Below are 26217 nucleotides of genomic sequence, written 5' to 3' on the forward strand. Positions count from 1 at the left end.
TATGGGGAGAAAACGAACATGTATAAAATATTAATTGTAGAAGATGATGAGAAAATCGCGGGAATATTAGAAGAGCATTTAGAAAGATATGGCTATCAATCATTTAGAGCAAGTGATTTACGTCAAATAAAAGATGAGTTTGTAAAAGTGAATCCTCATCTCGTGTTACTTGATATTAATTTACCGTACTTTGACGGTTTTTATTGGTGTCGTCAAATTCGTACTGTATCGAATGCGCCAATTATTTTTGTTTCTGCAAGAACAGGAGAAATGGACCAAGTAATGGCGATTGAAAATGGCGGCGATGATTATATTACGAAGCCATTCCATTTAGATATCGTAATGGCAAAGGTGAAGAGTGCGCTTCGCCGTGGTTACGGAGAGTATGCTTCTGCTGCTGAGAGTGATTGTTTAGGTGTAAATGGACTGTTGTTATTCCCGTCTCAGCATATTGTTGAGTGGCAAGGACAACAAACTGAACTGACAAAAAATGAGTTTTACTTATTAGAGTGTTTAATGAAACAGGTGAATCAATATGTAACGCGCGAAGAACTGTTAGAAGCTCTATGGGATGAAGTAGCATTTGTGGATGATAATACATTAACCGTAAATGTAAAACGTGTAAGGAAGAAACTAGAGGAGTTAGGCATTAAAAATGCAATTGTAACGAAACGTGGATATGGTTATGCGCTTCTTACGGAGTGGGGCGAAGGGCATGAAGGTTAAAATTTACCTCATGGACCGCTTTTCTTTAATTCTTTCTTATATTGTTAGCCTTTGTTTATTTGGGCTCGTTTTACAGTTGCAAAGTCTTTTAGAAAAGCGATCCATTGATTGGAGTACATGGTTATATGGACTTTTATTAGGAACAGTTGTGTTTACTGTATACCTCATTTACGATTACCGAAAACGGAGTGTGTTTTTAAAGAGGATCGAAAAGTATGTTACTGGTGGAAATACATTACATGACTCTTTACTTATTGATGAATCTTATACATCAGAGCAAGAAATGGTCGTTGAATCTTTTACGTTATTAAGACAGCAATATATGAATGAAGTTCATAAACAGCATGCGAAAGAGCAACAGCAAATGATATTTATGAACCAATGGATTCACCAAATGAAAACACCAGTATCTGTTATTGAATTATTGCTGCAAAAGTTTGGCAAAGAGCATCGTGAGGCAAGAGCAACAGTTGAAAGTATTCGTGAAGAAAATAACCGTATACTAAATGGTTTAGATTTAGCGTTACATATGGCAAGACTAGAGCAGTTTGCGAAAGATTATAAGGTAGAAGTAGTAAATGTTATAGATGTCGTGCGAGGTATTATTAATGAAAATCGGAAATCCTTCATTCAATCGTCTGTATTTCCGAAAGTGATGTTTGAAGAAGATACTTGTATGGTTGCCTCTGATAGAAAATGGCTAAGTATTGCTATAGGTCAAATTGTTGTAAACGCAATTAAGTATACAAAAATTTCAGCGGCAGAGAAAAAAGAAATTCAATTTCAAATTGAAGAGAAAGACCAAAAGGTGTTATTACATATTAAGGACAATGGAATCGGTATTCCAGAGCAAGATGTAAAGCGTATATTTGATCCATTCTTTACGGGGGTAAATGGCCGTAAAACGAGAGAAGCGACTGGAATGGGTTTATATATTACGAAGGAAATTTGCGATAATTTACATCATGGAATGTATGTTCAATCGGCTGAAGGAGAAGGGACAACATTCACGTTCCAATTTGCAAAAGATGAAGAATATCATACATTGATGAGAAAAATGACAAAACTGTAAGATAACAAAACGTTTTGTAAGGGAAATCACTCGTTTCTTTTTCTTATTTTTCTTATAGTAAATGTAAGAAGAAAACACGTAGGGGGATTAGAAATGAGTGTTCTTGAAGTAAAAGGATTAACGAAGGTGTACCAATCAAAAGGTTCAGTAGCGACGACTGCTTTAAACGATATAAATTTTAAAATAGAAGAAGGCGAATTTGTAGGGATTATGGGTCCTTCAGGAAGCGGGAAAACGACGCTTTTAAATTTATTAGCAACAATTGATAAGCAAACTTCAGGTCATGTGCTTGTAAATGGTGAAGAAATTAATCAAATGCGTGCTGCAAAATTAGCGGAGTTTCGCCGTACACATTTAGGGTTCATCTTTCAAGATTTTAATTTACTTGATACGCTATCGATTAAAGAAAATATTATTTTACCTCTTGTAATGGCGAAGAAATCTGTAAATGAAATAGATGCAAAAGTGCTTGAGATTGCAAAGTTCTTAAATATTGAAGAAATATTAAATAAAAAAGTATACGAAGTATCTGGGGGACAACAACAACGTGCAGCAGCAGCGAGAGCAATCATTCATGAACCGACGTTAATTTTAGCAGATGAGCCAACTGGAAACTTAGACTCGAAGTCAGCGAAATCGCTAATGGGCGCTCTGCAAGATTTACACGAGCAAAAGAAAGTAACGATTGCAATGGTTACGCACGATCCAGTAGCGGCTAGTTATTGTGAACGTATCCTTTTCATACGCGATGGGGAAATTTTCTCGGAAATACATAAAGGAAGAACGAAACAAGCCTTTTTCCAAGAAATTCTGGACGTACTTGCGATGCTAGGAGGAGAATATCATGAACTTTCGCCAGCTCGCGCTTAATAACGTAAAAGGAAATTGGCGTAACTATAAAGCGTTTCTTATAAGTAGTTGTTTATCGATTGTCGTATTTTTCATGTATGCTTCTTTTATTTATCATCCAGATGTCGTAAGCGGTAATATTAGTATGAGAAAGATGATCACAAAAGGATTAGAATCGATGAATTATATTGTGGTCATCTTCTCGGCACTCTTTATTTTATATGCAAATTCAACGTTTTTACGGGCAAGAAAAAAAGAGTTTGGTCTACTAACATTAATAGGCGGAACGAAATCGCAGCTCGGCCGAATGATTATATTAGAGCAACTGATGTTAGGTAGTATTGCAATTGTAATTGGTATTGGGGTTGGAATGCTTTGTTCAAAATTATTTTTCCAAGCGTTAAGCGTATTATTGAAAATAGATAAGACACTTCCACTTGTTTGGAATAGTAAAGCAGTTCTTATTACAGCTGGCGTATACTTTATCCTATTTTTAATCCTATCATTGTTTAGCGTTTGGACGGTAGGACGCTTGCAAATTATTGATTTATTAAGAGAAGCTAGAAAGCAAAAAGTAGAGCCGTTTGCATTTACATGGTTATGTGTAGTTGGTATAGGATGTATTATTGTTGCATATGTACTTAGCTTCCAAGTAACGTTTCTGAATTTCCTCATCCTCTTTTTACCGGTGGTAGGACTGACAATTGGCGGAACGTATTTATTATTTACACAAGGTAGTACAGTTGTATTAAAAGCATTACAAAAAAGAAAGCAATCTTTCTATACGTATCCAAATATGTTTGTTCTTAGCAATCTTATTTATAAAATGAAAGATAATGCTCGTTTTCTATTTGTAATTTCTATTATTACGGCGGTAGTATCTTCAGCAGTAGGTACACTGTACGTATATTTTGAAAATATGAGTGCGAAAACGGTAGAACTTACACCACATGCTATTTCATATGAGGAAAAGGGGTTAAATACGCATAATCTTATTAATGAAGAAAAGGTACAGGAGCTTGTGAAGAGACACGGGTTTGAAGATGCGCGAAAAGTAACCTACGTTAAACTACCGGCAACACAGAAAATAACGTTGTTTAATAGTGAACATGAAGTACCGATGACGATTATTTCAGAAAAAGAATATAATGCAGAAGTGCGCAAACAAAAGAGAGAGCAACCTACAGAAGTTCATAATGCACCAGGTAGTGCAACGATGGTTATGGTTGATATGTCAAATGAACTGATGAAGATAGATCGTACGAAACCGTATGAATTTACAATTAACGGGCAAAAGCAGTCTGTTCAATTAAATAATCCAACGCAGTATTCTGTTTTTAATGATAGTGAATATCTTATTGTAAATGATCAAGATTTTGAGAAATATGCAAAACTCGTACCAGATGAAGAAAAGACGAAATATTACGGTTATTATATCGAGGATTGGAAAAATACAGAAAATCTTGTATTAGATTTGAAAAATGAAATTGCACCAGAAAAGCAAGGAGAATTGAGAAATTCAGTGTTTGCGTATAAGGATATAAGGGAAGGTGGAGCAATTACAATGTTCATCGGTTTCTTCGTAGCGGTACTGTTCTTCTTCTTCGCTTGTAGTATGACATACTTTAAATGGTTTAACGATAAAGAACAAGATCGTATTCAATTTAAATCGTTAAAGAGAATCGGTATGACAGATAAAGAAATTCGCAAAATTGCGATTCGACAAATGGGAGTTATCTTCTTTATCCCAATTTTAATCGGTTCCATTCATAGTGGAGTTGCTCTTCATACGTTAGGGAAAATGCTTTATATTGATTTATGGAAATCAGGTGCGCTTGTAATTGGAGCATACATTTTAGCTTCTGCCATTTACTTTATGATCGCGCAAAGAGGATATTTAAAACACGTAAAAAGCTAGGGGAACCTCTAGCTTTTTGCCTATGTAGTAAGTTACAGGAGGACGATAGATGAACATTTGGCAACTAGCGCTGCAAAATATAAAAGGAAATTGGCGTAATTATAAAGTGTTTTTCTTAAGTAGTTGTTTTGCAATATTTGCTTCTTACGCATATATGTCTGTCATTGTGCATCCGTATATGCAAGAGACGATGTGGTATCAAAACGTACGTTGGGGACTTATCATATGTAATGTTATAATCATTTCTTTTTTCGTCATATTTATTTTGTACTCTACTTCTATTTTCATAGAAGCACGTAAGAAAGAATTAGGGTTATATATGTTAATGGGAGCAACGAAATCTAACGTAATAGGAATGATTATGACCGAACAAATTTTAATCGGGGTCTTCGCGAATATTTTCGGTATTGTGCTCGGTATGATATTTTTAAAACTCTTTTTTATGGTATTTAGTATGTTACTGGGGCTTCCGAAAGAACTCCCTGTGATATTTGACGTAAGGGCGATTGGTGTAACATTTATTACATATATGGCCGTTTTTATTTTGTTATCTTTTATAAGTGCTTTACGTATATGGAATATAAAAATTATTCGGTTATTGAAAGAATTTCGAACAGATAAAAAAGAGAAGAAAACATCAAAGTGGCTTTGTTTATTCGGTTTTGCTTGTTTAGTGGGCGGGTATGCGTTAGCGCTACAAGTGACGATGACTACGATAGCAATATACTTTTTCCCTGTGTCTATACTTGTCTTTTTTGGAACGTACTTTTCTTTTACACATGGAGCTACCCAAGTGTTAGAAATGATAAAGCGAAATAAAAAGATTATGTATACATATCCGTATTTATTTATAGTGAATCAATTGTCACATCGAATGAAGGAAAATGGTCGCTTTTTCTTTCTGATGTCTATGGCAACGACGTTTGTAGTTACAGCAACAGGTACGGTGTTCTTATATTTTTCTAGCATGCAAGATATGTGGCGAACTGGAGGGGTACACTCGTTTTCGTACATAGAAAAAGGTATTTCTACTCATGAAGTCTTTGAGGAAGGTGCGGTTGAAAAATTACTGCATCAATATGAGTATGATGATTTTCAATATATGAGTTTTGTTGGAGTTTATGCATCCTTTCAGTCTAATAAGGGAGAAACAACAATAGTACCGCTTATAAAAGAAAGTGAATATAACCAAGAAGCAAGGAAACAAAGACAGAAAACGTATCGTCCTAAAAAAGGTACAGTGACACTCGTTTATTATAATAAATACAATAATTCGAATGTATATAATCAAAAAGAGATTCAATTGCAAGTAATGAATCAACCATATCAATTCGTATTTAACGGTCAGAAAGAAGGGGTTCAATTTAACCATCACCCTTCGTACATTAATGGTCTGTTCTTCGTTATGAATGATGAAGATTTTGACAGTATAGCAAATCAGGTTCCTGATTCTGAAAAAATGATATATAGAGGCTACACATTATCAAATATCGAAAAGACGAAGAAATTAAATGAAGATTTACGGAGACATATAAAACAAGATAATAATAATGCATTTCGAAGCAATATGGAGTTGTATGTAAATATGAAAGAAGGCGGCGATATTACTCTATTTGTAGGCTCATTTATTAGTATATTATTCTTTCTCACTTCATGTAGTATCGTGTATTTTAAATGGTTCCATAATATTGCATCGGACCGAAAGCAGTATGGTGCACTCTCTAAACTTGGAATGACGAAGGAAGAAGTATGGAAAATTTCTCGTTGGCAATTATGTATGCTATTTTTTGCGCCAATTATAGTAGGGAGTATGCATAGTGCAGTTGCATTATATACGTTTCATAATACGCTTTTTATGGATGGATCATTAAGAAAAGTAGGTTTGTTCATTCTGTTTTATATCGCAGCATGTATCATTTATTTCTTCTTCGCTCAAAGAGAGTATAAGAAACATTTAGACTAGCGAATGCTAGTCTTTTTTAAATATTCGAAATTTACATAGAAGAATATAAAAAAGTATGGTATAACAGTAAGAAAACGAAAAAGAGGGGAAAAGACGATGATTCGAGTAGGATATTTAGGACCAGAAGCAACATTTACAAATATGGCGGTGAGTCGTTTTTTTCCGGAAGCAGAGCATGTACCGTATCGAACGATTCCAGATTGTATAGATGCAGCTGCAAATGAAAATGTAGACTTCGCAGTTGTACCGTTAGAAAATGCAATAGAAGGTTCAGTGAATATAACGGTTGATTACCTTGTACATGAGCAGCCGCTTTCCATTGTAGGAGAAATTACAGTACCAATTCAGCAGCATTTACTTGTACATCCGCAGTATGCAGAAGTGTGGGAAGAAGTATATGCAGTGCATTCTCATCCGCATGCCATTGCACAGTGCCATAAATTTTTAAATGAAGAATTAAAAGGAGTAACTGTTCGAGATATGACATCTACAAGTGCTGCTGCACAATATGTGAAAGAACATCCTGAAGAGAAAATTGCCGCTATTGCAAATGAAGCGGCTGCAGAAAAATACGGATTAACAATTGTGAGACGTAGTATTCATACGCATAAAAATAATCACACACGTTTCTTAGTACTCCATAAGAAAAAGAAAGCAGTACTCCCGAATAACGGAGAGAACCGCGGAGAGAAAACGACGCTTATGATAACGTTACCTGCAGATTATGCAGGTGCCCTATATCAAGTGTTATCAGCTTTCGCATGGAGAAAATTAAACTTATCAAAAATCGAATCGCGTCCGATGAAAACAGGTCTTGGAAATTACTTTTTCTTAATCGATGTCGATAAAGCATACGATGACGTATTATTGCCAGGCGTAACGATGGAACTTGAAGCACTCGGTTTTTCTGTTACTGTGCTGGGGAGTTATTCTTCTTATTGGTTGTAAGATGTAGATGGAATGTTGGTGTTTGTCTAATCGTCAATATCATTTCATTGCCTAATATATTTTTTAATAGATTAATAAAATCCCACCTGCAGAAGGTGGGATTCTTTATTTTAACTTCGCAAGACGATCTTCTAATTGACCACGCCAAATATCAGCTAGTTCTGGAACAGCAAGAATCTTCTCGATGCCATCTTTATCTTTTCTATTATGAAAATAAATTTCGTTAGAGAATAAAACAGAAACATTGCTCGGCTGACGTTCTAGTAATGTAATTTTTGAATCTTTACGTACAGTACCTTCTTGAAGAACGCGGCATAGGTAGCCAGTAAATCCAGTTGCTACAATACGCGGCAGTATGCCAGGGATGCCAAGACGTTTTGAAATTGTGCTACAAGGTACGCGAGCTTGCGTTACTTGAATGATTGCTTCGCCTAGTTGATATGTATCTCCGATGCATACGTCATGCTCTAACATATTTGTTACGGTAATGTTTTCACCAAATGTGGAAGCGGGAAGCGTAGTTTGAAATTCCTCTTCCCATAGTGCGTAATGCTCGTGTGGGTACACACAAACAGCGCGATCAGGTCCGCCGTGATGTTTTAAATCCGCTACGTCATCACCACGAAATCCGTCTTTTGAGAGAAAGGCCTCTTCTGTAGGATCTTTACATATACCTGTTATCATTTCTTTATCTTCGCCATATTTCATTTGTTTCGGTTTGCCAATGCTAAAGTGAACGAGTTCAATTCCCATATTTGATCTCCTTTACGATTGATTACAATATTATAGCATTAAAAAAGCACAGAGAATGATAAAAACTCTGTGCTTTACATTAATAAACGAGAAATCCTGCTTTATCTAACGCCTCACAAGCAGCATCTAATTTTTCTTTAGAATCTGCCTCGATTGTATGTAAGTGAATACCATCTGTTAGTTGTGAAAGATAGGAAGCATTTGTGTTTTCGATTTTTTGTAAATATTGCTCTACATCAAAGCGATTGCTTACCATAATGGAGGCTGTTAAGTCACCGTATACAGGATGCTCAACTTTTACGTCTTTAATCGTAACGCCATGGTCAACAAGCATTGTAAGTTCCTGACGTACTTCTGCTGGTTTATGTTGGCATACGATTACGCGTTCAAAAGTTTGTTGCTTCTCTTGTGGCTTTAAATATAAATAACCTTGAGCAGTCGCAATAATTGGTTCGTTTCGTGCTTTAAGCAAGGAAATATCTTGCACGATAACTTGTCTACTTACGTTCGTCTTTTTCGATAGTTCATTCCCCGATAACGGTTCATTTGCAGCAAGAAGCCACTGGAGGATAAGCTGTCGTCTTTCTTCACCTAAAATCTTTTTTTGTTCATTTTGTTTCATTATGATTTAACACCTCTATAAAATTGATTTCCAATTGTGTGTAGTGCATGAATAGTAGTATCAATTTGATCTTTCGTTGTTTGTTGTCCGAAAGAGAAGCGGACATATTGTTTTGCCTCTTCATACGTTTTTCCAATTGCAAGCATAGTTTTCGAAGGTTCTTGTTTACCGACTTGGCAAGCACTTCCGGTGGAAATGGCGATACCATGGCGATTACATTCTAGCATAGTATATTGACCTTCTATTCCTTTTATTGTAACCCCAACAATATGTGGTAAACAAGAAGTAGAATGACCTTCTACTTCAATTTCTAGCGGAAGTGTTTGTATTTGCTCTAAAAAGTAGGATCGTAACTCTTTAAAACGTAAACTTTCTTCCCATTGAGTTTTTAATATATTTTCAGCAGCTGTTAAAAAAGATGCGATGCCGGGAACGTTCACTGTACCTGGGCGAAATCCTTTTTCGTGAGAAGTTCCTGGAAATACTTGTTCCCAGCGAGTTTGCGGATTTATGTAGCAAGCGCCGACACCTTTTGGTCCGTATATTTTATGTGCTGAAACAGAAAGACTATCAATCCCCATCTCAAAAACATGGATAGGCAGTTTACCAAACGTTTGCACACAATCCGTATGAAATAAAACATTATATTTTTTTAAAAGTGCCCCGATTTCTGTAATGTTTTGAACGGTTCCGATTTCAGAGTTTCCATGCTGTATACTTGCTAGCACAGTATCTTCCGTAATAGCTGCCTCTAAATCTACTAAACAAATGAGTCCATTTTTATCAACAGGAATTTCAGTGATCGTATAGCCTTTTGATTTTAGAGATTGAAAATAACTTCGAATGGATGCATGTTCCATAGGTGTCGTAATAATATGCTTCTTATTTCGGGCATTTAGAAGTGATTGAATCGCAAGATAGTTCGATTCCGATCCACCGCTTGTGAAAAATACTCCTTGTTCTTTGCCTCCAATCATTTCCGCAAATGTTTTTCGGCAAACTTGTAATAAAGAAGAAGCCGTTCCTCCAATATCATGTAAACTTTGTTCATTTCCGAAGTATTGTGAAGCTGCTTTCATATATGTTTGTAACGCTTCCTCGCTCATAGGTGTAGTAGCTGCATAGTCAAGATATATCATCATGTAAGTTCCTCTCTCTAGTAAGAGTTACATTTCTTTTACTTTTTAAATGGTAGTGAAAATAAGAATTATAAAAAAACTCTTGTCATTATTTTAAAACTATGTAAATATAGGTGTCAAGACAGTTGAAAAGTGTAAAGTAGGAGGCAACAATTATGCCAAGCGCAGATGTCTTAATTATTGGAAGTGGCGTTGCGGCACTTCGTGTTGCAAAAGAGATTTGTCACGAAAAGAATGTGATTATTATCACAAAGGAGACGAAACGTAATAATAATACACATTTAGCTCAAGGTGGAATTGCCGCAGCGGTAGCTACATACGACAATCCTAATGATCATTTTGAAGATACGCTAGTAGCAGGGTGTCATTATAACAATGAAGAAGTGGTCCGTTATTTAGTCGAGGAAGGACCGAAAGAAATTAATAACCTTATTGAAAATGGAATGAAATTTGATGGAGATGAAACAGGTCCTCATCTTGGAAAAGAAGGAGCGCATCGAAAACGTCGTATTTTACATGCAGGTGGCGATGCAACAGGAAAGAATTTATTAGAGCATCTTATTCAAGAAGTAGCTCCATACGTTACGGTAGTGGAACAGGAAATGGTGCTCGATTTTATTATAGAAAAAGATAAATGTGTTGGGGCTTTAACTCGCAACAATAAAGGAGAATTGAAACGTTACAATGCAGATTATACGGTGTTAGCTTCAGGCGGTATTGGCGGTTTATACGCCTTTACTTCTAATGATGAGACGATTACAGGCGATGGACTTGCAATGGTGTACCGTGCAGGCGGAGAGCTTGTAGATTTAGAGTTTATACAATTTCATCCGACGATGTTATACGCGGGTGGGCGTTGTTCTGGTCTTGTGTCCGAAGCTGTTCGCGGAGAAGGAGCTGTCCTTATAAATGGAAAAGGGCAGCGTTTTATGATGGATATACATTCCGAACAGGATTTAGCGCCTCGTGATGTAGTCGCAAGGGCTATTCATGAACAGCTACTTGCGGGTGAAAAAGTGTACTTAAACATCGAAATGATTCAAAACTTTGAACAACGCTTTCCGACCGTGTCATCGATATGTAAAACAAATGGAGTCGATATAAATAAAAAACTTATTCCAGTCGTGCCTGGTACTCATTTTCACATGGGCGGCGTGAAAACGAACTGTGATGGAGAGACGTCTATTCCGAACTTATACGCAGTCGGTGAAGTAGCTTGTAACGGGGTTCATGGTGCAAATAGATTAGCGAGTAATTCATTATTAGAAGGTCTTGTGTTTGGAAAAAGAATCGGACGACACATTTTATCTAGAGAGACAAAAGAAAAGGTGAACATGCTAGCCGAAAAGGAAGCAAAGTTTATCGTTCTGAATCATTTACCGACGAAAGAAGAAATACAAAAATGCATGATGAAATATGTTGGGATTGTGCGAACAGAGCAAAGTTTATCTTATGCGAAGAGATGGCTTAGTAAGTATGGTGTTCGAAATATGATATTACAACATGATGTTCTTACGAATGAAGAGATAACGCTTATTAATATGTTAACGGTTTGTGAGCTTATAGTTGTGTCAGCCTTGCAAAGAGAAGAAAGTATTGGCGGGCATTACCGGAGTGATTATCCAGATAGAAATATAGGAAAGAAAGAGATTGTTCGAGTAAAGAGAAAACGACAACTTGTGTAATGAGGGGAAGAGGGGCTTTATGAACACGATAAAAGTTAAAGAAGCATTAAATCGATTTTTTTTAGAAGATATAGGGGAAAGAGATGTAACATCTCAGCTTATTTTTCCAGATAACTTGCTTTCGAAAGGAACGTTTCTTGCGAAGGATACAGGGGTCTTTGCAGGACGTTTAGTAATTGAATCAGGATTTAAATTAATTGATGAGAGAATTGAAGTAGAGCTTCATAAAAAAGATGGGGACCTTGTAGAAAAAGGCGAAATCATTGCAACTGTGCAAGGTCCAATTGCATCGTTATTAACAGCAGAGCGCGTTATATTAAATGTTATTCAGCGTATGAGCGGAATAGCGACGATGACGCGTAAAGCGGTTCTTGCTTTAGATAGCAGTCATACTCGCATTTGTGATACGCGAAAAACGATGCCAGGACTACGTATGTTTGATAAGCATGCAGTCGTGTGCGGCGGTGGATTTAATCATCGCTTCGGTTTATATGATGGTGTCATGATTAAAGACAATCATATTGTGTTTGCTGGTTCTATTACAAAAGCTGTTACATCAGTGAAAGAGAAGTTAGGACATATGGTGAAAGTAGAAGTAGAAACAGAAACTGAGGAACAGGTGAGAGAGGCTGTTGCTGCTGGTGCTGATATTATTATGTTCGATAATCGTACGCCAGATGAAATCCGGGAGTTTTCAAAAATTGTACCAAGTGCTATCGTTACAGAAGCTTCAGGGGGCATCACAATTGAAGATTTACCGAAATACGGAAAAACAGGGGTAGATTATATTTCACTTGGAGCGTTAACACATTCAGTGAAAGCACTTGATATTAGTTTCAATATTGAAGGATAAGGAAAGTGGCTTAGAGGGGAGAAACGTATATGAGTATTTTAGAACAAGTACAGCCAATTGAAACGATGTTACCAGAGCGTTATTACACGATGTCAACGGAAGATATGGAAAAGCGTGTTCGTGAAATTAAAGAGAAAATGGGGAAAATGTTATTCATTCCAGGGCATCATTATCAAAAAGATGAAGTGGTACAATTTTCAGATGCAGCAGGGGATTCACTTCAGCTTGCACAAGTTGCAGCGAGCAATAAAGACGCAAAATATATTGTGTTTTGCGGGGTGCACTTTATGGCGGAAACAGCAGATATGTTAACGACAGATGATCAAGTTGTCATCTTACCAGATATGCGTGCAGGTTGTTCGATGGCGGATATGGCAGATATTGAACAAACAGAAAGAGCATGGAAAGAGCTCACGAAATTATTTGGAGATACGATGATTCCGTTAACATATGTGAACTCTACAGCTGCAATTAAAGCGTTTTGTGGTCGTAACGGAGGAGCAACAGTAACATCTTCTAATGCAAAGCAAATGGTATCTTGGGCGTTTACTCAAAAAGAACGTCTCGTCTTTTTACCAGACCAACATTTAGGGAGAAATACAGCGTACGATTTAGGTATCCCGTTAGATAAAATGGCAGTATGGGACCCACACACAGATTCATTAGAGTACGATGGGGATATAGAAGAAATTCAAGTAATTTTATGGAAAGGGCATTGTTCTGTTCATCAAAATTTTACAGTGAAGAACATTGAGAGCGTACGAAAAAATCATTCTGATATGAATATTATTGTACATCCAGAATGTTGCTATGAAGTTGTAGCTGCTTCAGATTATGCAGGCTCAACGAAATATATTATTGATATGATTGAATCAGCGCCATCTGGTAGCAAATGGGCGATTGGTACAGAAATGAATTTAGTGAACCGAATTATTCAGCAACATCCAGATAAAGAAATTGTTTCACTTAATCCATTTATGTGTCCGTGCTTAACGATGAACCGAATTGATCTGCCTCACTTATTATGGACACTTGAAACGATAGAAAGAGGAGAAGAAATTAACGTTATTAGCGTAGACAAACAAGTAACGGCAGAAGCGGTTCTTGCATTAAATCGTATGTTAGAGCGTGTGTAAAGCAACGGTATTCCTGTTGCTTTTTTTCATACATATAATCATAACGAGAACGAAATGGGCATACATTGTTTTGAAGAAATCATTGTGGTTCTTTATGCTTATTCCGCTTCGAATGATATTGAAAATCGAAGAAGTGATAAAAGTGAAAAGAAGTTAATGTTATTTAGAAAGAGTTACTTCATGAGATTTGTTACTTATAGATAAGTTATACAGGAGGGGGAAAATTTGAAAATTCATATCGTGCAAAAAGGGGATACCCTTTGGAAAATTGCGAAAAAGTACGGAGTGGATTTTGACACGTTGAAAAAAACAAATACACAACTTAGTAATCCAGATTTAATTATGCCAGGTATGAAAATTAAAGTGCCATCCAAGAGTGTTCACATGAAACAACAGGCTGGAGCAGGTTCAGCGCCTCCAAAGCAATACGTAAAAGAAGTGCAGCAAAAAGAATTTGCAGCAACACCAACTCCGCTTGGAATAGAAGATGAAGAAGAAGTTACGTATCAATCAGCACCAATTACACAGCAGCCAGCTATGCAACAAACACAAAAAGAAGTGCAAGTAAAACCGCAGAAGGAGATGCAGGTAAAGCCGCAAAAAGAAGTACAGGTGAAACCACAGAAGGAGATGCAGGTAAAGCCACAAAAAGAAGTGCAAAAAGAACAGCCAATTCAAAAAGAAAAACCAGTTGAAAAACCGTCTGTTATTCAAAAACCACCTGTGATAGAAAAACAAAAACCGGCGGAAAAAGAAAACACGAAGTTTTCGGTAAATGTATTACCGCAGCCGCCACAACCACCAATAAAACCGAAAAAAGAATATAAAATTTCAGATGTAATAAAAAAAGGAAGTGAGTTAATTGCTCCTCAAATTAGTAAAATGAAACCTAACAATATCATTTCTCCGCAAACGAAAAAAAACAATATAGTATCGCCGCAAGTGAAGAAAGAAAATGTAGGAAATATAGTATCGCCGCAAGTGAAGAAAGAAAATGTAGGAAATATAGTATCGCCGCAAGTGAAGAAAGAAAATGTAGGAAATATAGTATCGCCACAAGTGAAAAAAGAAAATGTAGGGAATATAGTGTCACCGCAAGTGAAAAAAGAAAACGTAGGGAATATAGTATCGCCAAATGTATCGAAAGAAAATGTAGTGATTCCACAAGTCATACCGCCAAATATTCAAATGCCAAATATTCAAATGCCAATCATGGATAACAACCAGCCACCGAATATAATGCCAATCATGGATAACAACCAGCCACCGAATATAATGCCAATTATGGATAACAACCAGCCGCCGAATATAATGCCGATTATGGATAACAACCAGCCACCGAATATAATGCCAATTATGGATAACAACCAGCCGCCGAATATAATGCCGATTATGGATAACAATCAAATGCCGAATATGATGCCGATTATGGATAACAATCAAATGCCGAATATGATGCCGATTATGGATAACAATCAAATGCCGAATATAATGCCAATTATGGATAACAATCAAATGCCGAATATGATGCCAATCATGGATAACAATCAAATGCCGAATATGATGCCGATTATGGATAACAATCAACCACCCAATATGATGCCCTATCAAATGCCGTATCAACAGCCCATGATGCCGCCGAATCCGTATTATCAACAACCAAATCCATATCAAATGCCATATCAGCAAGGAGCGCCGTTTGGACCGCAATATACGTCTATGCCAAACCCGAATATGATGCCAATGGATAATAATATGCCGCCGCTTGTGCAGGGTGAGGAAGATTGTGGATGCGGAGGAGAAAGTAGACTATATAGTCCACAACCAGGCGGTCCGCAATATGCGAATCCTTTATATTATCAACCAACTCAGTCTGCATATGCACCACAGCCAGGAACGATGTATTATCAACCAGATCCACCGAATGTATTTGGAGAGCCCGTTTCAGAAGAAGAGGACGAAGAAGAAGTTTAAAAAGGCGGGAGTATTCCCGCCTTTTTTGCATTCCTGTTAATTAAGAAAATGAAGTTTTTTTATGAAGTGCTAGAAAATTCCTAGTGAAATATTAACAGTGTAAAAACCTTCTCGGTTACTCATCATAAGAGGGAGCTTTTCAGTAGAGAAGTTCATTCTAACAGAGGGGGTTTTTGTATTGAATACGAAAGTAAAAGTGATTGCTGCTTCTTTGTTAGTTACCAGTGCATTAGCTGCATGTGGTACACCGAAAGATAATAATGCAATGGATGGACGTAACTACAATTACGAGCGTACATCTTATAATGATACACACCAGTATCGTGATAATGTGACACGTAATGATCGTTATACAGATTATGTAACATATAGAAATGGTCGTAACGATACAGGATACAATTATTATCGAGATGTAAATTACAATGGACAAATTGCTAATCCGCATCCAACTCGTAATATTACAATGAACAATTCATACATTAACAATGATGGTAAAACAGCTGAAAGAATAACAAATCGTGTGAAACGTATGAATAACGTAGACCGTGTGTCTACAGTTGTATATGGAAACGATGTAGCGATTGCGGTAAAACCACGTAACACAGTGACAAATGAAACGGCGATGGCTAACGAAATTCGTCAAGCTGTTGCAAATGAAGTTGGAAACAGAAACGTATATGTTTCTGTAAGAAATGATATGTTTACTCGTGTCGATGCAATGAGTACGCGTCTACGTAACGGTACAGTTACAAACGATTTTAATCGTGACATAGTGAATATGTTCCGAGACATTCGTTACGGTTTAACTGGTACAGTGCGATAACAAAACAAAAGAGGAAGGGATAGCCCTTCCTCTTTATTCATCGTTGTCTTGTAAGCGACGTTTTTTAATAAAATAACTAACGGAATAAGAAACTAAAAAGCATATGAAAAGAATACTACCTGTTGAAATAGCTTCAAATAGAGGTCTTTCTGGACTGAAAATAATATAAATAATAGCCGTAACGATTCCTACAATAAGGGAGTGGAAGACAAGTTTGTAATAAGGAGTTAACTGTATTTCCTTTTCGCCTTCTTCTACATCGATTGAAACACTTAACTGTAAATAAGCAAGTAAAATACTTGTAAACATAAATAATAGCCACAATGGAGATTTCGTAATTTGATCAATGCCTTCAGTGAATCCGATATAGCCTAAAATTCCAACTACGCCAATGTATTGAAAAAGAAAGACAATACGTATGTTTTTTAACATTTGAAGAATGAGGCGTTCATCCTTTATTTTTTTCATAATATTCATCCCCTGCTTATTATGATTTCGCTGTCACATTAATTGTAACATATATATTGCGATTATCAATTTATAATTTACATAAAATAATTTGGATGAAAGAGGAAATAAAATATTTTTATAAACATGTTGCACTTATACTTTATTAATGTTATATTAGCAAAGCGATGAGCTAATTTACGTAAGACGAGAGATGTGCTTAAGTGCTAAACACGCGAATGTGGTCGCCTGGTCTCTCGCCGTAAACGCATCAAGACGCCTGCTTTGCAGGCGTCTTTCATTTTATATAAAAGTAAATGATACATGCAGATGAGGTAAACCCTTATCTGCATTTTTTATTTTTCGAAAGAAATGTAATATGGATAAAACCCCCATTTCCGGAAAAACTACTAATGAAAGTATGATCTTGCCTAAAAGAGGTGAACGGAAATGAAATGGATACTGATTGCGATGCAAGCTTTCGTTATGATGTTTTGTTTCGTTTATGGAACGAATGTGAAGGCGGAAGGGCCAGTACCAGAAGTAACGAAAAAAGAACCTGAGGTTACAATTTTATTAGAGCGTATGTATGTTGATGGCGAAGTAAGCGAAGAAATACTTACAGAAAAAGTGACGGATTTAGAAAAGTTTTTACAGCAGTATAAAGAATGGCAGCTCGTTGATCGTGATGATGTACAAATTGTATTGCAAAAGAAAGTTGATGATATTTCTCCGTTATTGAAAACGAGCGGGTATTTTGGTGTTTCAGAGGAAGGGATATTACAAATTTTCAAAGGTGTACCGAAAAGTGATAATGCGATCCATTCTTTCTTTCAAATTGATATGAAAAAGCTTGAGAGCTATGAGCGTGCGAAATTGAAACGTGGCATTCGTATTAAATCAAAAGAAGGTTTTGTGAAGACGATTGAAAAAATGAAGCAATACGCAGTGCAAAGTAAGAAAAAAAGCAGCTCATGGTGAGCTGCTTTTTTCTCTTATTTATTTTTAGCTAAAATTTCTTTTGCGATTTCATCAATTAGCATATCTTTCCCGATTGGATTGAATGCTTTCGTATTGAAGACTTCATTTGATACTTCATATACGTGATTATTTTTAACTGCTTTATTGTCTTTCCAAACGGCACTGTTTTTGTAGTCTTCGTAAACTTTATCAGCTTCGCCGCCGAAGTTTACAATAAACATTTGGTCAGGCTGGAATGCAACTAGACCTTCTAGTGATACTTGCGCCATCGTTTGTTTTAAATCCGTACCTTTTGTTGCTGGAAGTTTTAAGTCATTAAAGATGATGTCACCGTATCCGAAGCTACCGTATACACGGAAGTTTTGTGGTGTAACTGCAACGAACATAAAGTTCTCATCTTTTGTTTTCTCTTTAATTTTTTTAGATAAAGAGTCTGCTTTCTTATCGTAGTCTGCAATCCATTTGTCTGCTTTCTTCTCTTCGTCAAATAGCTTACCTACTTCTTTAAACTTACCACGCCAGTCTTCTAAGTTTGTTTCTAGAACAACTGTAGGTGCAACCTTTTCTAGTTGATCATAAATTTTTAATTGACGGTTGTTTAAAATAATTAAGTCTGGTTTTAAAGCAGTAACAGCTTCTAAATCAACTTTAGGTGCCCAGTACCAACCTACTGCTTTTACTCCATCTAACTTGTCTGTTAAGTGATTTTGGATTTTATCTTTATATGTATTTGCTGTACCAACAGGTTTGTGTCCAAGAAGTAATAGTTCTTCTGTTGATCCAGATAAGTCAACAATTCTCTTTGGATTTACTGGAATTGTAGCTTCACCTTTAGCATGTTTTACAACTTTTGTTTTCGGTTGTTCTTTTGCTTTCGATTCTTCTTTTTGAGAAGAGCAGCCAACGATAGAAAGAACAACAAGCATAATAGTAAATAAAATAAATAGCTTACGTTTCATCCTGATGTAACCCCTTTAATTAGTATTGATAATCATTATCGTCCTCTGTATATTAAGGTGCTTTAACCTTTCTGTCAATGGAAAATAACAGAAGTTTCAAGTGGAGAACATTTGTTGGGGCAGTCTCGCTTTTCTATCATTAAATATGTTAAAATGGAATACATGATTTAAGAGGGAGAGATCGTATTTTGTTTGAATATGTTACAGGTTACGTGGAGTATGTAGGGCCGGAATATGTCGTAATTGATCATAATGGAATTGGTTATCAAATTTTCACACCGAATCCGTATGTATTTCAAAGAAGTAAGCAAGAAATCCGTGTCTATACATATCATTATGTGAGAGAAGATATTATGGCACTTTACGGGTTTAAAACACGTGAAGAGCGTTTATTATTTACAAAGTTGTTAGGCGTGTCTGGCATCGGGCCAAAAGGAGCTCTTGCCATTTTAGCTTCTGGTCAAACAGGACAGGTTGTTCAAGCGATTGAGCATGAAGATGAGAAGTTTTTAGTGAAATTCCCAGGCGTCGGAAAGAAAACAGCACGCCAAATGATTTTAGATTTAAAAGGAAAACTAGCAGATGTCGTACCAGATGCATTCGTTGATTTATTCTCAGACACAGAACGTTTTGATGAGAAGAAAGGTTCATCAGCTGAGCTTGATGAGGCACTGGAAGCTCTGCGCGCACTTGGATACGCAGAACGCGAAGTTTCTCGTGTTGTACCAGAGTTATTAAAAGAATCATTAACGACGGATCAGTATATTAAAAAGGCACTTAGTCTTTTACTAAATGGTAAGAGGTGAGTATAATGGACGAACGTCTCCTTTCAGGGGAATCTGCATATGAAGATGCGGATTTAGAATATTCATTACGGCCACAGACGCTCCGTCAGTATATTGGCCAAGATAAAGCAAAACATAATTTAGAAGTATTTATTGAAGCGGCGAAAATGCGTGAAGAAACGTTAGATCACGTGCTTTTATATGGACCACCAGGTCTTGGTAAAACGACGCTTGCGAATATTATTGCCAATGAGATGGGCGTTAATGTTAGAACAACTTCAGGTCCCGCAATTGAAAGACCAGGAGATTTAGCTGCTGTATTAACAGCGCTTCAGCCAGGGGATGTATTATTTATTGATGAAATTCATCGTTTGCATAGATCAATTGAAGAAGTATTGTATCCTGCGATGGAAGACTTTTGCCTTGATATTGTAATTGGAAAAGGGCCTTCAGCACGTTCTGTACGCCTAGATTTACCGCCATTTACATTAGTTGGAGCAACAACACGTGCTGGAGCATTATCGGCACCGCTTCGTGACCGCTTCGGTGTACTTTCAAGGTTAGAGTACTACACAGTAGATCAGCTTTCTGCGATTGTTGAACGTACAGCAGAAGTATTTGAAGTTGAAATCGATTCGTTAGCTGCATTAGAAATTGCAAGACGTGCTCGTGGTACACCTCGTATTGCGAATCGTCTTTTAAGACGTGTACGTGATTTCGCGCAAGTTCGTGGTAACGGAACGGTTACGATGGAAATTACACAAATGGCATTAGAATTGCTGCAAGTAGATAAATTAGGTCTAGATCATATTGATCATAAATTACTGCTTGGTATTATTGAGAAATTCCGTGGCGGTCCAGTTGGATTAGAAACGGTTTCAGCAACAATTGGAGAAGAATCTCATACGATTGAAGATGTGTATGAGCCGTATTTATTACAAATTGGCTTTTTACAACGAACGCCAAGGGGCCGAATTGTAACGCCGCTTGCGTATGAACATTTCGGAATGGAGATACCAAAAGTATGACGGAGATGCCAAAGCTGCTTATTACAGCCGGGATCTTACTCATCGTTGTTGGATTAGCTTGGAAGTTCATTGGAAGGCTTCCAGGCGATATTTTTGTGAAAAAAGGAAACGTTACCTTTTATTTTCCTATCATTACATGTATTGTGTTAAGTATTGTATTATCTTTTATTATGTATATAATAAATCGATTTAAATAAGAAATAGGTGGATATAGCTATGGATATAAATCTGTTTGATTTTCATTTACCAGAAGAACTTATTGCACAAGTCCCGTTAGAAGATCGTGAAACATCAAGATTAATGGTGTTAGACCGTGAAACAGGTGATATTGAGCATAAACATTTTACGGATATTCTTTCTTACTTACATGAGGGGGATTGCTTAGTTTTAAATGAAACGAAAGTTATGCCTGCTCGTTTGCACGGTGTGAAAGAAGATACAGGCGCGCACATTGAAGTACTTCTTTTAAAACAAGAAGAAGGTGATAAGTGGGAAACGCTTGTAAAGCCAGCGAAACGTGTAAAAGAAGGAACTGTTATCTCTTTTGGCGAAGGGAAATTAAAAGCAACTTGCACAGGAACTGCAGATCAAGGTGGACGCCAGCTTGAATTTTCATATGATGGCATCTTCTATGAAATTTTAGATGAACTTGGGGAAATGCCGCTTCCTCCATATATTAAAGAGACGCTGGAAGATCGCGATCGCTATCAAACAGTATATGCGAAAGAAATCGGTTCAGCAGCAGCGCCGACTGCGGGACTTCACTTTACAGAAGAGTTACTTGAGAAGTTAAAGCAAAAAGGCGTTCAGTTAGCATTCATTACACTTCACGTAGGACTTGGAACATTTAGACCAGTTTCTGCAGACACGATTGAAGAACACCATATGCACGCAGAATATTATCATATGTCTGAAGAGACAGCGGCATTATTAAATCGTGTGAAAGAGAATGGTGGACGTATTATTACTGTAGGTACGACATCAACTCGTACGTTAGAAACAATTGCAACAGATCATGACGGTAAGCTCTGCGCCGCTTCTGGATGGACAGATATTTTCATGTATCCGGGATATGAATTTAAAGCAATTGATGGTTTAATTACAAACTTCCATTTACCGAAATCAACATTAATTATGCTTGTAAGTGCATTTGCAAATAGAGATAATGTACTTCATGCTTATAATGAAGCAGTAAAAGAAAAATATCGTTTCTTTAGCTTCGGTGATGCAATGTTCGTTGCATCTCACGCTAAAATGAGAAACAAATAAAAGGAGTAAGTTATGACAGCAATTCGTTATGAATTTATTAAGACATGTAAACAAACGGGTGCCCGTTTAGGTCGTGTGCATACGCCGCACGGTTCATTTGATACACCAACATTTATGCCAGTTGGTACACTTGCAACAGTTAAGACAATGTCACCAGAAGAATTAAAAGCAATGGATTCTGGCATTATTTTAAGTAATACGTATCATTTATGGCTACGTCCAGGTCATGAAATTATTCGTGAAGCAGGCGGCTTGCATAAATTTATGAACTGGGATCGTGCAATCTTAACAGACTCTGGTGGTTTCCAAGTATTCAGTTTAAGTGACTTCCGTCGTATTGAAGAGGAAGGCGTTCACTTCCGTAATCACTTAAATGGAGATAAATTATTCTTATCACCAGAAAAAGCGATGGAAATCCAAAATGCATTAGGTTCAGATATTATGATGGCATTTGATGAGTGTCCACCATTCCCAGCTACTTTTGAATATATGAAGAAATCTGTAGAGCGTACGAGCCGCTGGGCAGAACGTTGCTTAAAAGCGCATGAACGTCCGCAAGATCAAGGTTTATTCGGTATTGTACAGGGCGGGGAGTACGAAGAGCTTCGTCGTCAAAGTGCGAAAGATCTTGTTTCAATGGACTTCCCTGGTTACGCTGTAGGTGGTTTATCTGTTGGTGAACCGAAAGATATTATGAACCGTGTTCTTGAGTTTACAACACCACTTCTTCCAGATAATAAGCCTCGTTACTTAATGGGTGTAGGTTCTCCTGACTCGTTAATCGATGGCGCAATTCGTGGGATTGATATGTTTGACTGTGTACTTCCAACTCGTATCGCTCGAAATGGTACATGTATGACAAGTGAAGGTCGCCTTGTTGTAAAAAATGCGAAATTCGCAAGAGACTTCGGTCCGCTTGATCCAAACTGTGATTGCTACACATGTAAAAACTACTCACGTGCGTACATTCGTCACTTAATGAAATGTGATGAAACGTTCGGAATTCGTTTAACGTCTTATCACAACCTTCATTTTCTGTTAAACTTAATGGAGCAGGTGAGACAAGCTATTCGTGAAGACCGTCTTGGCGATTTCCGCGAAGAGTTCTTTGAACAGTATGGCTTTAATAAACCGAATGCTAAAAACTTCTAATACATAATTTAAAAGGAGGAACAAAAGATGAATGCAGGTATGATGAATATCGTTATGATCGTTGCGATGTTTGCGATTTTCTATTTCTTATTAATTCGCCCGCAACAAAAACGTCAAAAAGCAGTTGCTCAAATGCAAAGTGAGTTAGCAAAAGGTGATGCTATCGTAACAATCGGTGGTTTACACGGCACAATCGAATCAGTAGATGAGACAAAAATCGTTATTAAATCTGGTGGTTCACACTTAACTTTCGATCGCAATGCGATTCGTGAAGTTGTGAAAAACTAATGTGGAAGGCCCTGCATGAAATGTGCAGGGCCTTTTTTAGTTATTTTGCTTTGACATATTTACACCGAAAATACCACCGAGTGTACTCGCCCCCATTAATGCTAATTGATATAGTAATTGTGAGTTCGATAAGGTTTGAGAAAAGCCTAAATAGTTAACTAGAAAGACGAGTATAGTGAACGTGAGCCCTGTTGTGAAACCTACTAGCCAACCTTTTCCTTGAGCCTTTTTGCCGGCAGTAAATCCAGACATAAGCATAGATAAAAGAGCGAGTATAAAAATAGTAACGGTTAATGTCCCTTCATTTATATTCGTAAACTTTAATAAAAGAGCCATAATCATACTAGTAATAGATGCGAGAATTAGTAGCGTAACAATACCGAAGCCAATTGCGGTTGATAATTTTTTCGTTCCATCCATTTATGCATTCCCCCTTTTTAATACAAGCATATTTTCCTTTTGCTCAAGTTAGACTAGTTTCTTTTTTATAGGGGAGTCTATACGTAAAAAAGGAGATGTAGAAATGGAATGGATATCGGTAATTGGACGGACAATGCTTTTGTATATCATCATCTTAATTATTTTTCGTCTTATGGGTAAACGTGAGATAGGAGAGCTAAGTGTATTAGATTTAGTCGTATTTATTATGCTTGGAGAAATGGCTGTAGTAGCAATTGAAAATACCGATAAATCACTTTGGCATCAATTAGTTCCGATGACTTTTCTTATGTGCATACAAATCATTTTGTCAGTCATTTCATTAAAGTTTCAACGATTTCGGCATTTAATAGAAGGTGAACCAGCAATTATTATTAATGCGGGAAAGATTGATGAAAAAAAGATGAGAAACCAACGATATAATATTGATGATTTAATGATGCAACTAAGGGAACAAGGAGTTGGAGATATTCGGGATGTAGAATATGCTATTTTGGAACCGTCTGGGAAGTTATCTGTCTTTCAAAAACAAAAAAATAAACAAGATACATTGCAGTTTACGCTTCCTCTTATTATTGATGGAGAAATTCAATCTAGTCATTTACAAATGATTGAGCATACAGATGAATGGCTTATTGAGAAATTAAAAAACTTAGGTTATAACGATATAACACAAATTTTATACTGTAGTTTTCAAAATGGACAATTTTTTGTTGATGTAAAAGAAAATTAGAGACTTATCCTTTGGAAGAGTAAGGATGATTAGTATAACTAATAATCAGTGGAGATTACCCCACTGATTAAAGTTTCACCTTATTTCAAAAATGAAAGCTTACGAATGATAGGGAGACGACTTAACTCTTCTTTTCGAATGAGTTTGAAAGTGAAGAGAAGTACGATATAAACAATTGTTGTTAAAGTGATTTCCCATAATGTTTGTATGCCAAGGGAATGAGAGAAAATAATATATTTATGAAGATAAAAACCGAAGGCGCCTGCGATACCGATGGCAAGTCCGCCGAAAATATAGTCTTTTGCGTAAATGGTAAATGTAATCTTTTTTAAAACAGTAGCGTAGTGAAGAAATGTTACTGTTACAATATTTGCAGCAATAGCAAGTGCAACCCCCATCATTTGAAACTCTGGCCTTGATGCTAGTACAAAAATAACGATTAATTTCACGATGGCACCAATAAATGTATTCATCATTGCGGCTCTTGCTAAGTTTAAAGCTTGCAAAACAGAGGTGAGTGGACTTTGGAAATAATGAAATAAAAAGCAAGGCGCAAGAAGTTGAATGAATGCTGTTGCGCTGTCTGATCCATACATAAGAGTTAAAACAGGAGAAGCGAATACGTATAATATAACGACAGACCATCCGCCGGTAATTAATGAAATTCGAAGTGCTTGTTGTAAACGGTGCTCTACTAATTTATGTTGTCTTTTTGCCATTGCTTCACTAATAGAAGGAACGAGCGCTGTAGAGAGAGCGTATGTAATAAAGGCGGGTAGTGATAGGAGCGGGAATGCATAACCGTTTAATATACCGTATTGCTGGGTTGCAACAGAAGCAGCGACACCAGCGATTGCTAAGCTTTGCATAACGACAATAGGTTCAAAAAAATATGAAACGGAGCCGATTAAACGACTTCCTGTAGTTGGAAGGGCAATATCCATCAGAGAATAAAATGTCCCTTTGCTTTCCTTTACAGTAGTGAAAAATCCAGAGCGTATTGATAAATGTTTTTCTCGCTGAAATAACGTGAGTAAAAATAATAAGGATGCAACTTCACCGAGAACAGCTGATAACATAGCGCCGGCTGCAGCATATTCTATGCCGTAAGGTAAAAATAATTGAATGCATATAGCGATAATGGTAATGCGGACGACTTGTTCTAGAACTTGCGCATAAGCGCTAGGTTTCATGTTTTGTTTCCCTTGAAAGTAACCACGCAACACAGAAGAAACAGCAATAACAGGAACAACGGGCAAAATGGCCATTAATGGATAGTAGGTTCTTTCGTCGGTTAATAATGTTTTTGCTAAAATAGGTGTGAGGAACATAATTCCGATTGTTAAAATGATACTAATAACGGATGTAACAGCTAGTGATACGGTTAATATTTTTTTAACTCTTTGTTTATCGTTCACAGCTTCCGCTTCTGCTACAAATTTTGCGATTGCGACAGGAAGACCAATTTGTGTCAATGTAATTGCTAAAATGAATGTAGGAACGGCCATCATATAAAGACCAACGCCTTCTTCTCCTAAAATACGTGCCATTACTATGCGGTTGATAAAGCCGAGTATTTTTGTAATAAAGCCGGCTATCATTAAAATAAATGCGCCTTTTAAAAAGCTTTGTCTCGTCATGTTCTTCTCCTACCTTCTCAAAATCAATGGAATGAT

At 36.8% G+C, this 26217-nt stretch carries 25 protein-coding genes and 1 pseudogene; 19 read left to right on the plus strand and 7 right to left on the minus strand.

Annotation, left to right across the window (positions count from 1 at the left end):
* Positions 1–18: 18 nt before the first annotated feature.
* The 6 genes from ACTFO4_RS02225 (at position 19) to pheA (ending at position 7476) form a co-directional block, all read left to right on the plus strand.
* Positions 19–726 carry a response regulator transcription factor gene (locus ACTFO4_RS02225; RefSeq protein ID WP_000276723.1) on the plus strand — a complete coding sequence of 236 codons (708 nt, stop codon included), beginning with the start codon at positions 19–21 and terminating at the stop codon, positions 724–726.
* Complete coding sequence (locus ACTFO4_RS02230; RefSeq protein ID WP_000865181.1) at positions 716–1798, plus strand: HAMP domain-containing histidine kinase; 1083 nt, start codon at positions 716–718, stop codon at positions 1796–1798. The genes ACTFO4_RS02225 and ACTFO4_RS02230 overlap by 11 nt, the downstream gene beginning before the upstream one ends.
* A 93-nt stretch (positions 1799–1891) precedes the next feature.
* A complete protein-coding gene (locus ACTFO4_RS02235; RefSeq protein ID WP_000114529.1) occupies positions 1892–2668 on the plus strand; it encodes an ABC transporter ATP-binding protein in 777 nt (258 codons plus the stop codon).
* Positions 2643–4565 carry an ABC transporter permease gene (locus tag ACTFO4_RS02240; RefSeq protein ID WP_001011413.1) on the plus strand — a complete coding sequence of 641 codons (1923 nt, stop codon included), beginning with the start codon at positions 2643–2645 and terminating at the stop codon, positions 4563–4565. Before ACTFO4_RS02235 ends, ACTFO4_RS02240 begins: the two co-directional genes overlap by 26 nt.
* Before the next feature lie 49 nt (positions 4566–4614).
* Positions 4615–6528 carry an ABC transporter permease gene (locus ACTFO4_RS02245; RefSeq protein WP_017673423.1) on the plus strand — a complete coding sequence of 638 codons (1914 nt, stop codon included), beginning with the start codon at positions 4615–4617 and terminating at the stop codon, positions 6526–6528.
* Positions 6529–6624: 96 nt separating this feature from the next.
* Complete coding sequence (pheA, locus tag ACTFO4_RS02250; protein WP_000621705.1) at positions 6625–7476, plus strand: prephenate dehydratase; 852 nt, start codon at positions 6625–6627, stop codon at positions 7474–7476.
* A 105-nt stretch (positions 7477–7581) separates the two neighbouring features.
* Here pheA and ACTFO4_RS02255 read toward each other — a convergent pair whose 3' ends face one another.
* The 3 genes from ACTFO4_RS02255 to ACTFO4_RS02265 all read right to left on the minus strand — a co-directional run bounded on the left by ACTFO4_RS02255 (position 7582) and on the right by ACTFO4_RS02265 (position 9993).
* Positions 7582–8229, minus strand: coding sequence for an MOSC domain-containing protein (locus tag ACTFO4_RS02255; protein ID WP_000510667.1), 648 nt, complete (start codon positions 8227–8229; stop codon positions 7582–7584).
* 79 nt (positions 8230–8308) lie between these two features.
* Positions 8309–8851 carry a transcription repressor NadR gene (locus ACTFO4_RS02260; protein WP_000812275.1) on the minus strand — a complete coding sequence of 181 codons (543 nt, stop codon included), beginning with the start codon at positions 8849–8851 and terminating at the stop codon, positions 8309–8311.
* Complete coding sequence (locus tag ACTFO4_RS02265) at positions 8851–9993, minus strand: IscS subfamily cysteine desulfurase (RefSeq protein WP_000973777.1); 1143 nt, start codon at positions 9991–9993, stop codon at positions 8851–8853. The genes ACTFO4_RS02260 and ACTFO4_RS02265 overlap by 1 nt, the downstream gene beginning before the upstream one ends.
* A 152-nt stretch (positions 9994–10145) precedes the next feature.
* On the opposite strand from ACTFO4_RS02265, the gene nadB reads away from it, so the two are divergent.
* The 5 genes and pseudogenes from nadB (at position 10146) to ACTFO4_RS02290 (ending at position 16461) form a co-directional block, all read left to right on the plus strand.
* Complete coding sequence (gene nadB / locus ACTFO4_RS02270; RefSeq protein ID WP_001138531.1) at positions 10146–11675, plus strand: L-aspartate oxidase; 1530 nt, start codon at positions 10146–10148, stop codon at positions 11673–11675.
* A 19-nt stretch (positions 11676–11694) separates the two neighbouring features.
* Positions 11695–12528, plus strand: coding sequence for a carboxylating nicotinate-nucleotide diphosphorylase (gene nadC / locus ACTFO4_RS02275; RefSeq protein ID WP_017673424.1), 834 nt, complete (start codon positions 11695–11697; stop codon positions 12526–12528).
* Positions 12529–12557: 29 nt separating this feature from the next.
* The gene (nadA, locus tag ACTFO4_RS02280) at positions 12558–13664 is read left to right on the plus strand and encodes a quinolinate synthase NadA (protein WP_000025339.1); all 1107 of its coding nucleotides are present in this window, start codon (positions 12558–12560) and stop codon (positions 13662–13664) included.
* A gap of 225 nt (positions 13665–13889) precedes the next feature.
* A pseudogene (gene safA, locus ACTFO4_RS02285) lies at positions 13890–14046 on the plus strand (SafA/ExsA family spore coat assembly protein); the annotation flags it as partial.
* A 1770-nt stretch (positions 14047–15816) separates the two neighbouring features.
* Entirely contained in the window at positions 15817–16461 is a 645-nt protein-coding gene (locus tag ACTFO4_RS02290; RefSeq protein ID WP_001093536.1) for a YhcN/YlaJ family sporulation lipoprotein, read from the plus strand.
* A 33-nt stretch (positions 16462–16494) separates the two neighbouring features.
* Here the strand turns inward: ACTFO4_RS02290 and ACTFO4_RS02295 are convergent, their stop codons facing one another.
* Complete coding sequence (locus tag ACTFO4_RS02295) at positions 16495–16929, minus strand: hypothetical protein (protein ID WP_000721223.1); 435 nt, start codon at positions 16927–16929, stop codon at positions 16495–16497.
* Between the two features lie 429 nt (positions 16930–17358).
* Between ACTFO4_RS02295 and ACTFO4_RS02300 the strand changes: the two genes are divergently transcribed.
* Positions 17359–17889, plus strand: a complete 531-nt coding sequence (locus tag ACTFO4_RS02300; protein WP_000871192.1) for a BofC C-terminal domain-containing protein — start codon at positions 17359–17361, stop codon at positions 17887–17889.
* Positions 17890–17903: 14 nt separating this feature from the next.
* Here the strand turns inward: ACTFO4_RS02300 and ACTFO4_RS02305 are convergent, their stop codons facing one another.
* Positions 17904–18848 (minus strand): iron-hydroxamate ABC transporter substrate-binding protein, encoded by a 945-nt coding sequence (locus ACTFO4_RS02305; protein ID WP_000823606.1) that lies wholly within the window; start codon positions 18846–18848, stop codon positions 17904–17906.
* A gap of 188 nt (positions 18849–19036) precedes the next feature.
* Here ACTFO4_RS02305 and ruvA point away from each other — a divergent pair, with 188 nt between their 5' ends.
* The 6 genes from ruvA to yajC are packed head-to-tail and all read left to right on the plus strand — an operon-like array spanning position 19037 to position 23370.
* Entirely contained in the window at positions 19037–19654 is a 618-nt protein-coding gene (ruvA, locus tag ACTFO4_RS02310; RefSeq protein WP_000464511.1) for a Holliday junction DNA helicase RuvA, read from the plus strand.
* A gap of 5 nt (positions 19655–19659) precedes the next feature.
* A complete protein-coding gene (gene ruvB, locus ACTFO4_RS02315) occupies positions 19660–20661 on the plus strand; it encodes a Holliday junction branch migration DNA helicase RuvB (RefSeq protein WP_000344449.1) in 1002 nt (333 codons plus the stop codon).
* Positions 20658–20858 carry a DUF2905 domain-containing protein gene (locus ACTFO4_RS02320; RefSeq protein WP_000138162.1) on the plus strand — a complete coding sequence of 67 codons (201 nt, stop codon included), beginning with the start codon at positions 20658–20660 and terminating at the stop codon, positions 20856–20858. Before ruvB ends, ACTFO4_RS02320 begins: the two co-directional genes overlap by 4 nt.
* Before the next feature lie 19 nt (positions 20859–20877).
* Positions 20878–21930: a tRNA preQ1(34) S-adenosylmethionine ribosyltransferase-isomerase QueA gene (queA, locus tag ACTFO4_RS02325; protein WP_000354014.1), complete on the plus strand. Its 1053-nt coding sequence runs from the start codon at positions 20878–20880 to the stop codon at positions 21928–21930.
* 12 nt (positions 21931–21942) lie between these two features.
* The gene (gene tgt / locus ACTFO4_RS02330; RefSeq protein WP_000125365.1) at positions 21943–23082 is read left to right on the plus strand and encodes a tRNA guanosine(34) transglycosylase Tgt; all 1140 of its coding nucleotides are present in this window, start codon (positions 21943–21945) and stop codon (positions 23080–23082) included.
* A 27-nt stretch (positions 23083–23109) separates the two neighbouring features.
* Positions 23110–23370 carry a preprotein translocase subunit YajC gene (gene yajC / locus ACTFO4_RS02335; RefSeq protein WP_000991115.1) on the plus strand — a complete coding sequence of 87 codons (261 nt, stop codon included), beginning with the start codon at positions 23110–23112 and terminating at the stop codon, positions 23368–23370.
* 36 nt (positions 23371–23406) lie between these two features.
* Here the strand turns inward: yajC and ACTFO4_RS02340 are convergent, their stop codons facing one another.
* The gene (locus ACTFO4_RS02340) at positions 23407–23790 is read right to left on the minus strand and encodes a TIGR04086 family membrane protein (RefSeq protein WP_410987764.1); all 384 of its coding nucleotides are present in this window, start codon (positions 23788–23790) and stop codon (positions 23407–23409) included.
* Positions 23791–23893: 103 nt separating this feature from the next.
* On the opposite strand from ACTFO4_RS02340, the gene ACTFO4_RS02345 reads away from it, so the two are divergent.
* The gene (locus tag ACTFO4_RS02345; RefSeq protein WP_000454838.1) at positions 23894–24541 is read left to right on the plus strand and encodes a DUF421 domain-containing protein; all 648 of its coding nucleotides are present in this window, start codon (positions 23894–23896) and stop codon (positions 24539–24541) included.
* Positions 24542–24621: 80 nt separating this feature from the next.
* On the opposite strand, the gene spoVB is transcribed toward ACTFO4_RS02345, so the two are convergent.
* Positions 24622–26181 (minus strand): stage V sporulation protein B, encoded by a 1560-nt coding sequence (gene spoVB, locus ACTFO4_RS02350; RefSeq protein WP_000198301.1) that lies wholly within the window; start codon positions 26179–26181, stop codon positions 24622–24624.
* Between the last annotated feature and the right edge of the window lie 36 nt (positions 26182–26217).

This window comes from Bacillus cereus group sp. MYBKT14-1 (assembly GCF_051915185.1).
Classification (GTDB): domain Bacteria; phylum Bacillota; class Bacilli; order Bacillales; family Bacillaceae_G; genus Bacillus_A; species Bacillus_A cereus.

What these genes read in the sequence shown, in the direction of transcription:
- ACTFO4_RS02225 (WP_000276723.1), top strand. Translation starts at nt 19, where the DNA reads ATGTATAAAATATTAATTGTAGAAGATGATGAGAAAATCGCGGGAATA.
- ACTFO4_RS02230 (WP_000865181.1), top strand. Translation starts at nt 716, where the DNA reads ATGAAGGTTAAAATTTACCTCATGGACCGCTTTTCTTTAATTCTTTCT.
- ACTFO4_RS02235 (WP_000114529.1), top strand. Translation starts at nt 1,892, where the DNA reads ATGAGTGTTCTTGAAGTAAAAGGATTAACGAAGGTGTACCAATCAAAA.
- ACTFO4_RS02240 (WP_001011413.1), top strand. Translation starts at nt 2,643, where the DNA reads ATGAACTTTCGCCAGCTCGCGCTTAATAACGTAAAAGGAAATTGGCGT.
- ACTFO4_RS02245 (WP_017673423.1), top strand. Translation starts at nt 4,615, where the DNA reads ATGAACATTTGGCAACTAGCGCTGCAAAATATAAAAGGAAATTGGCGT.
- pheA (WP_000621705.1), top strand. Translation starts at nt 6,625, where the DNA reads ATGATTCGAGTAGGATATTTAGGACCAGAAGCAACATTTACAAATATG.
- ACTFO4_RS02255 (WP_000510667.1), bottom strand. Translation starts at nt 8,229, where the DNA reads ATGGGAATTGAACTCGTTCACTTTAGCATTGGCAAACCGAAACAAATG.
- ACTFO4_RS02260 (WP_000812275.1), bottom strand. Translation starts at nt 8,851, where the DNA reads ATGAAACAAAATGAACAAAAAAAGATTTTAGGTGAAGAAAGACGACAG.
- ACTFO4_RS02265 (WP_000973777.1), bottom strand. Translation starts at nt 9,993, where the DNA reads ATGATGATATATCTTGACTATGCAGCTACTACACCTATGAGCGAGGAA.
- nadB (WP_001138531.1), top strand. Translation starts at nt 10,146, where the DNA reads ATGCCAAGCGCAGATGTCTTAATTATTGGAAGTGGCGTTGCGGCACTT.
- nadC (WP_017673424.1), top strand. Translation starts at nt 11,695, where the DNA reads ATGAACACGATAAAAGTTAAAGAAGCATTAAATCGATTTTTTTTAGAA.
- nadA (WP_000025339.1), top strand. Translation starts at nt 12,558, where the DNA reads ATGAGTATTTTAGAACAAGTACAGCCAATTGAAACGATGTTACCAGAG.
- ACTFO4_RS02295 (WP_000721223.1), bottom strand. Translation starts at nt 16,929, where the DNA reads ATGAAAAAAATAAAGGATGAACGCCTCATTCTTCAAATGTTAAAAAAC.
- ACTFO4_RS02300 (WP_000871192.1), top strand. Translation starts at nt 17,359, where the DNA reads ATGAAATGGATACTGATTGCGATGCAAGCTTTCGTTATGATGTTTTGT.
- ACTFO4_RS02305 (WP_000823606.1), bottom strand. Translation starts at nt 18,848, where the DNA reads ATGAAACGTAAGCTATTTATTTTATTTACTATTATGCTTGTTGTTCTT.
- ruvB (WP_000344449.1), top strand. Translation starts at nt 19,660, where the DNA reads ATGGACGAACGTCTCCTTTCAGGGGAATCTGCATATGAAGATGCGGAT.
- ACTFO4_RS02320 (WP_000138162.1), top strand. Translation starts at nt 20,658, where the DNA reads ATGACGGAGATGCCAAAGCTGCTTATTACAGCCGGGATCTTACTCATC.
- queA (WP_000354014.1), top strand. Translation starts at nt 20,878, where the DNA reads ATGGATATAAATCTGTTTGATTTTCATTTACCAGAAGAACTTATTGCA.
- tgt (WP_000125365.1), top strand. Translation starts at nt 21,943, where the DNA reads ATGACAGCAATTCGTTATGAATTTATTAAGACATGTAAACAAACGGGT.
- yajC (WP_000991115.1), top strand. Translation starts at nt 23,110, where the DNA reads ATGAATGCAGGTATGATGAATATCGTTATGATCGTTGCGATGTTTGCG.
- ACTFO4_RS02340 (WP_410987764.1), bottom strand. Translation starts at nt 23,790, where the DNA reads ATGGATGGAACGAAAAAATTATCAACCGCAATTGGCTTCGGTATTGTT.
- ACTFO4_RS02345 (WP_000454838.1), top strand. Translation starts at nt 23,894, where the DNA reads ATGGAATGGATATCGGTAATTGGACGGACAATGCTTTTGTATATCATC.
- spoVB (WP_000198301.1), bottom strand. Translation starts at nt 26,181, where the DNA reads ATGACGAGACAAAGCTTTTTAAAAGGCGCATTTATTTTAATGATAGCC.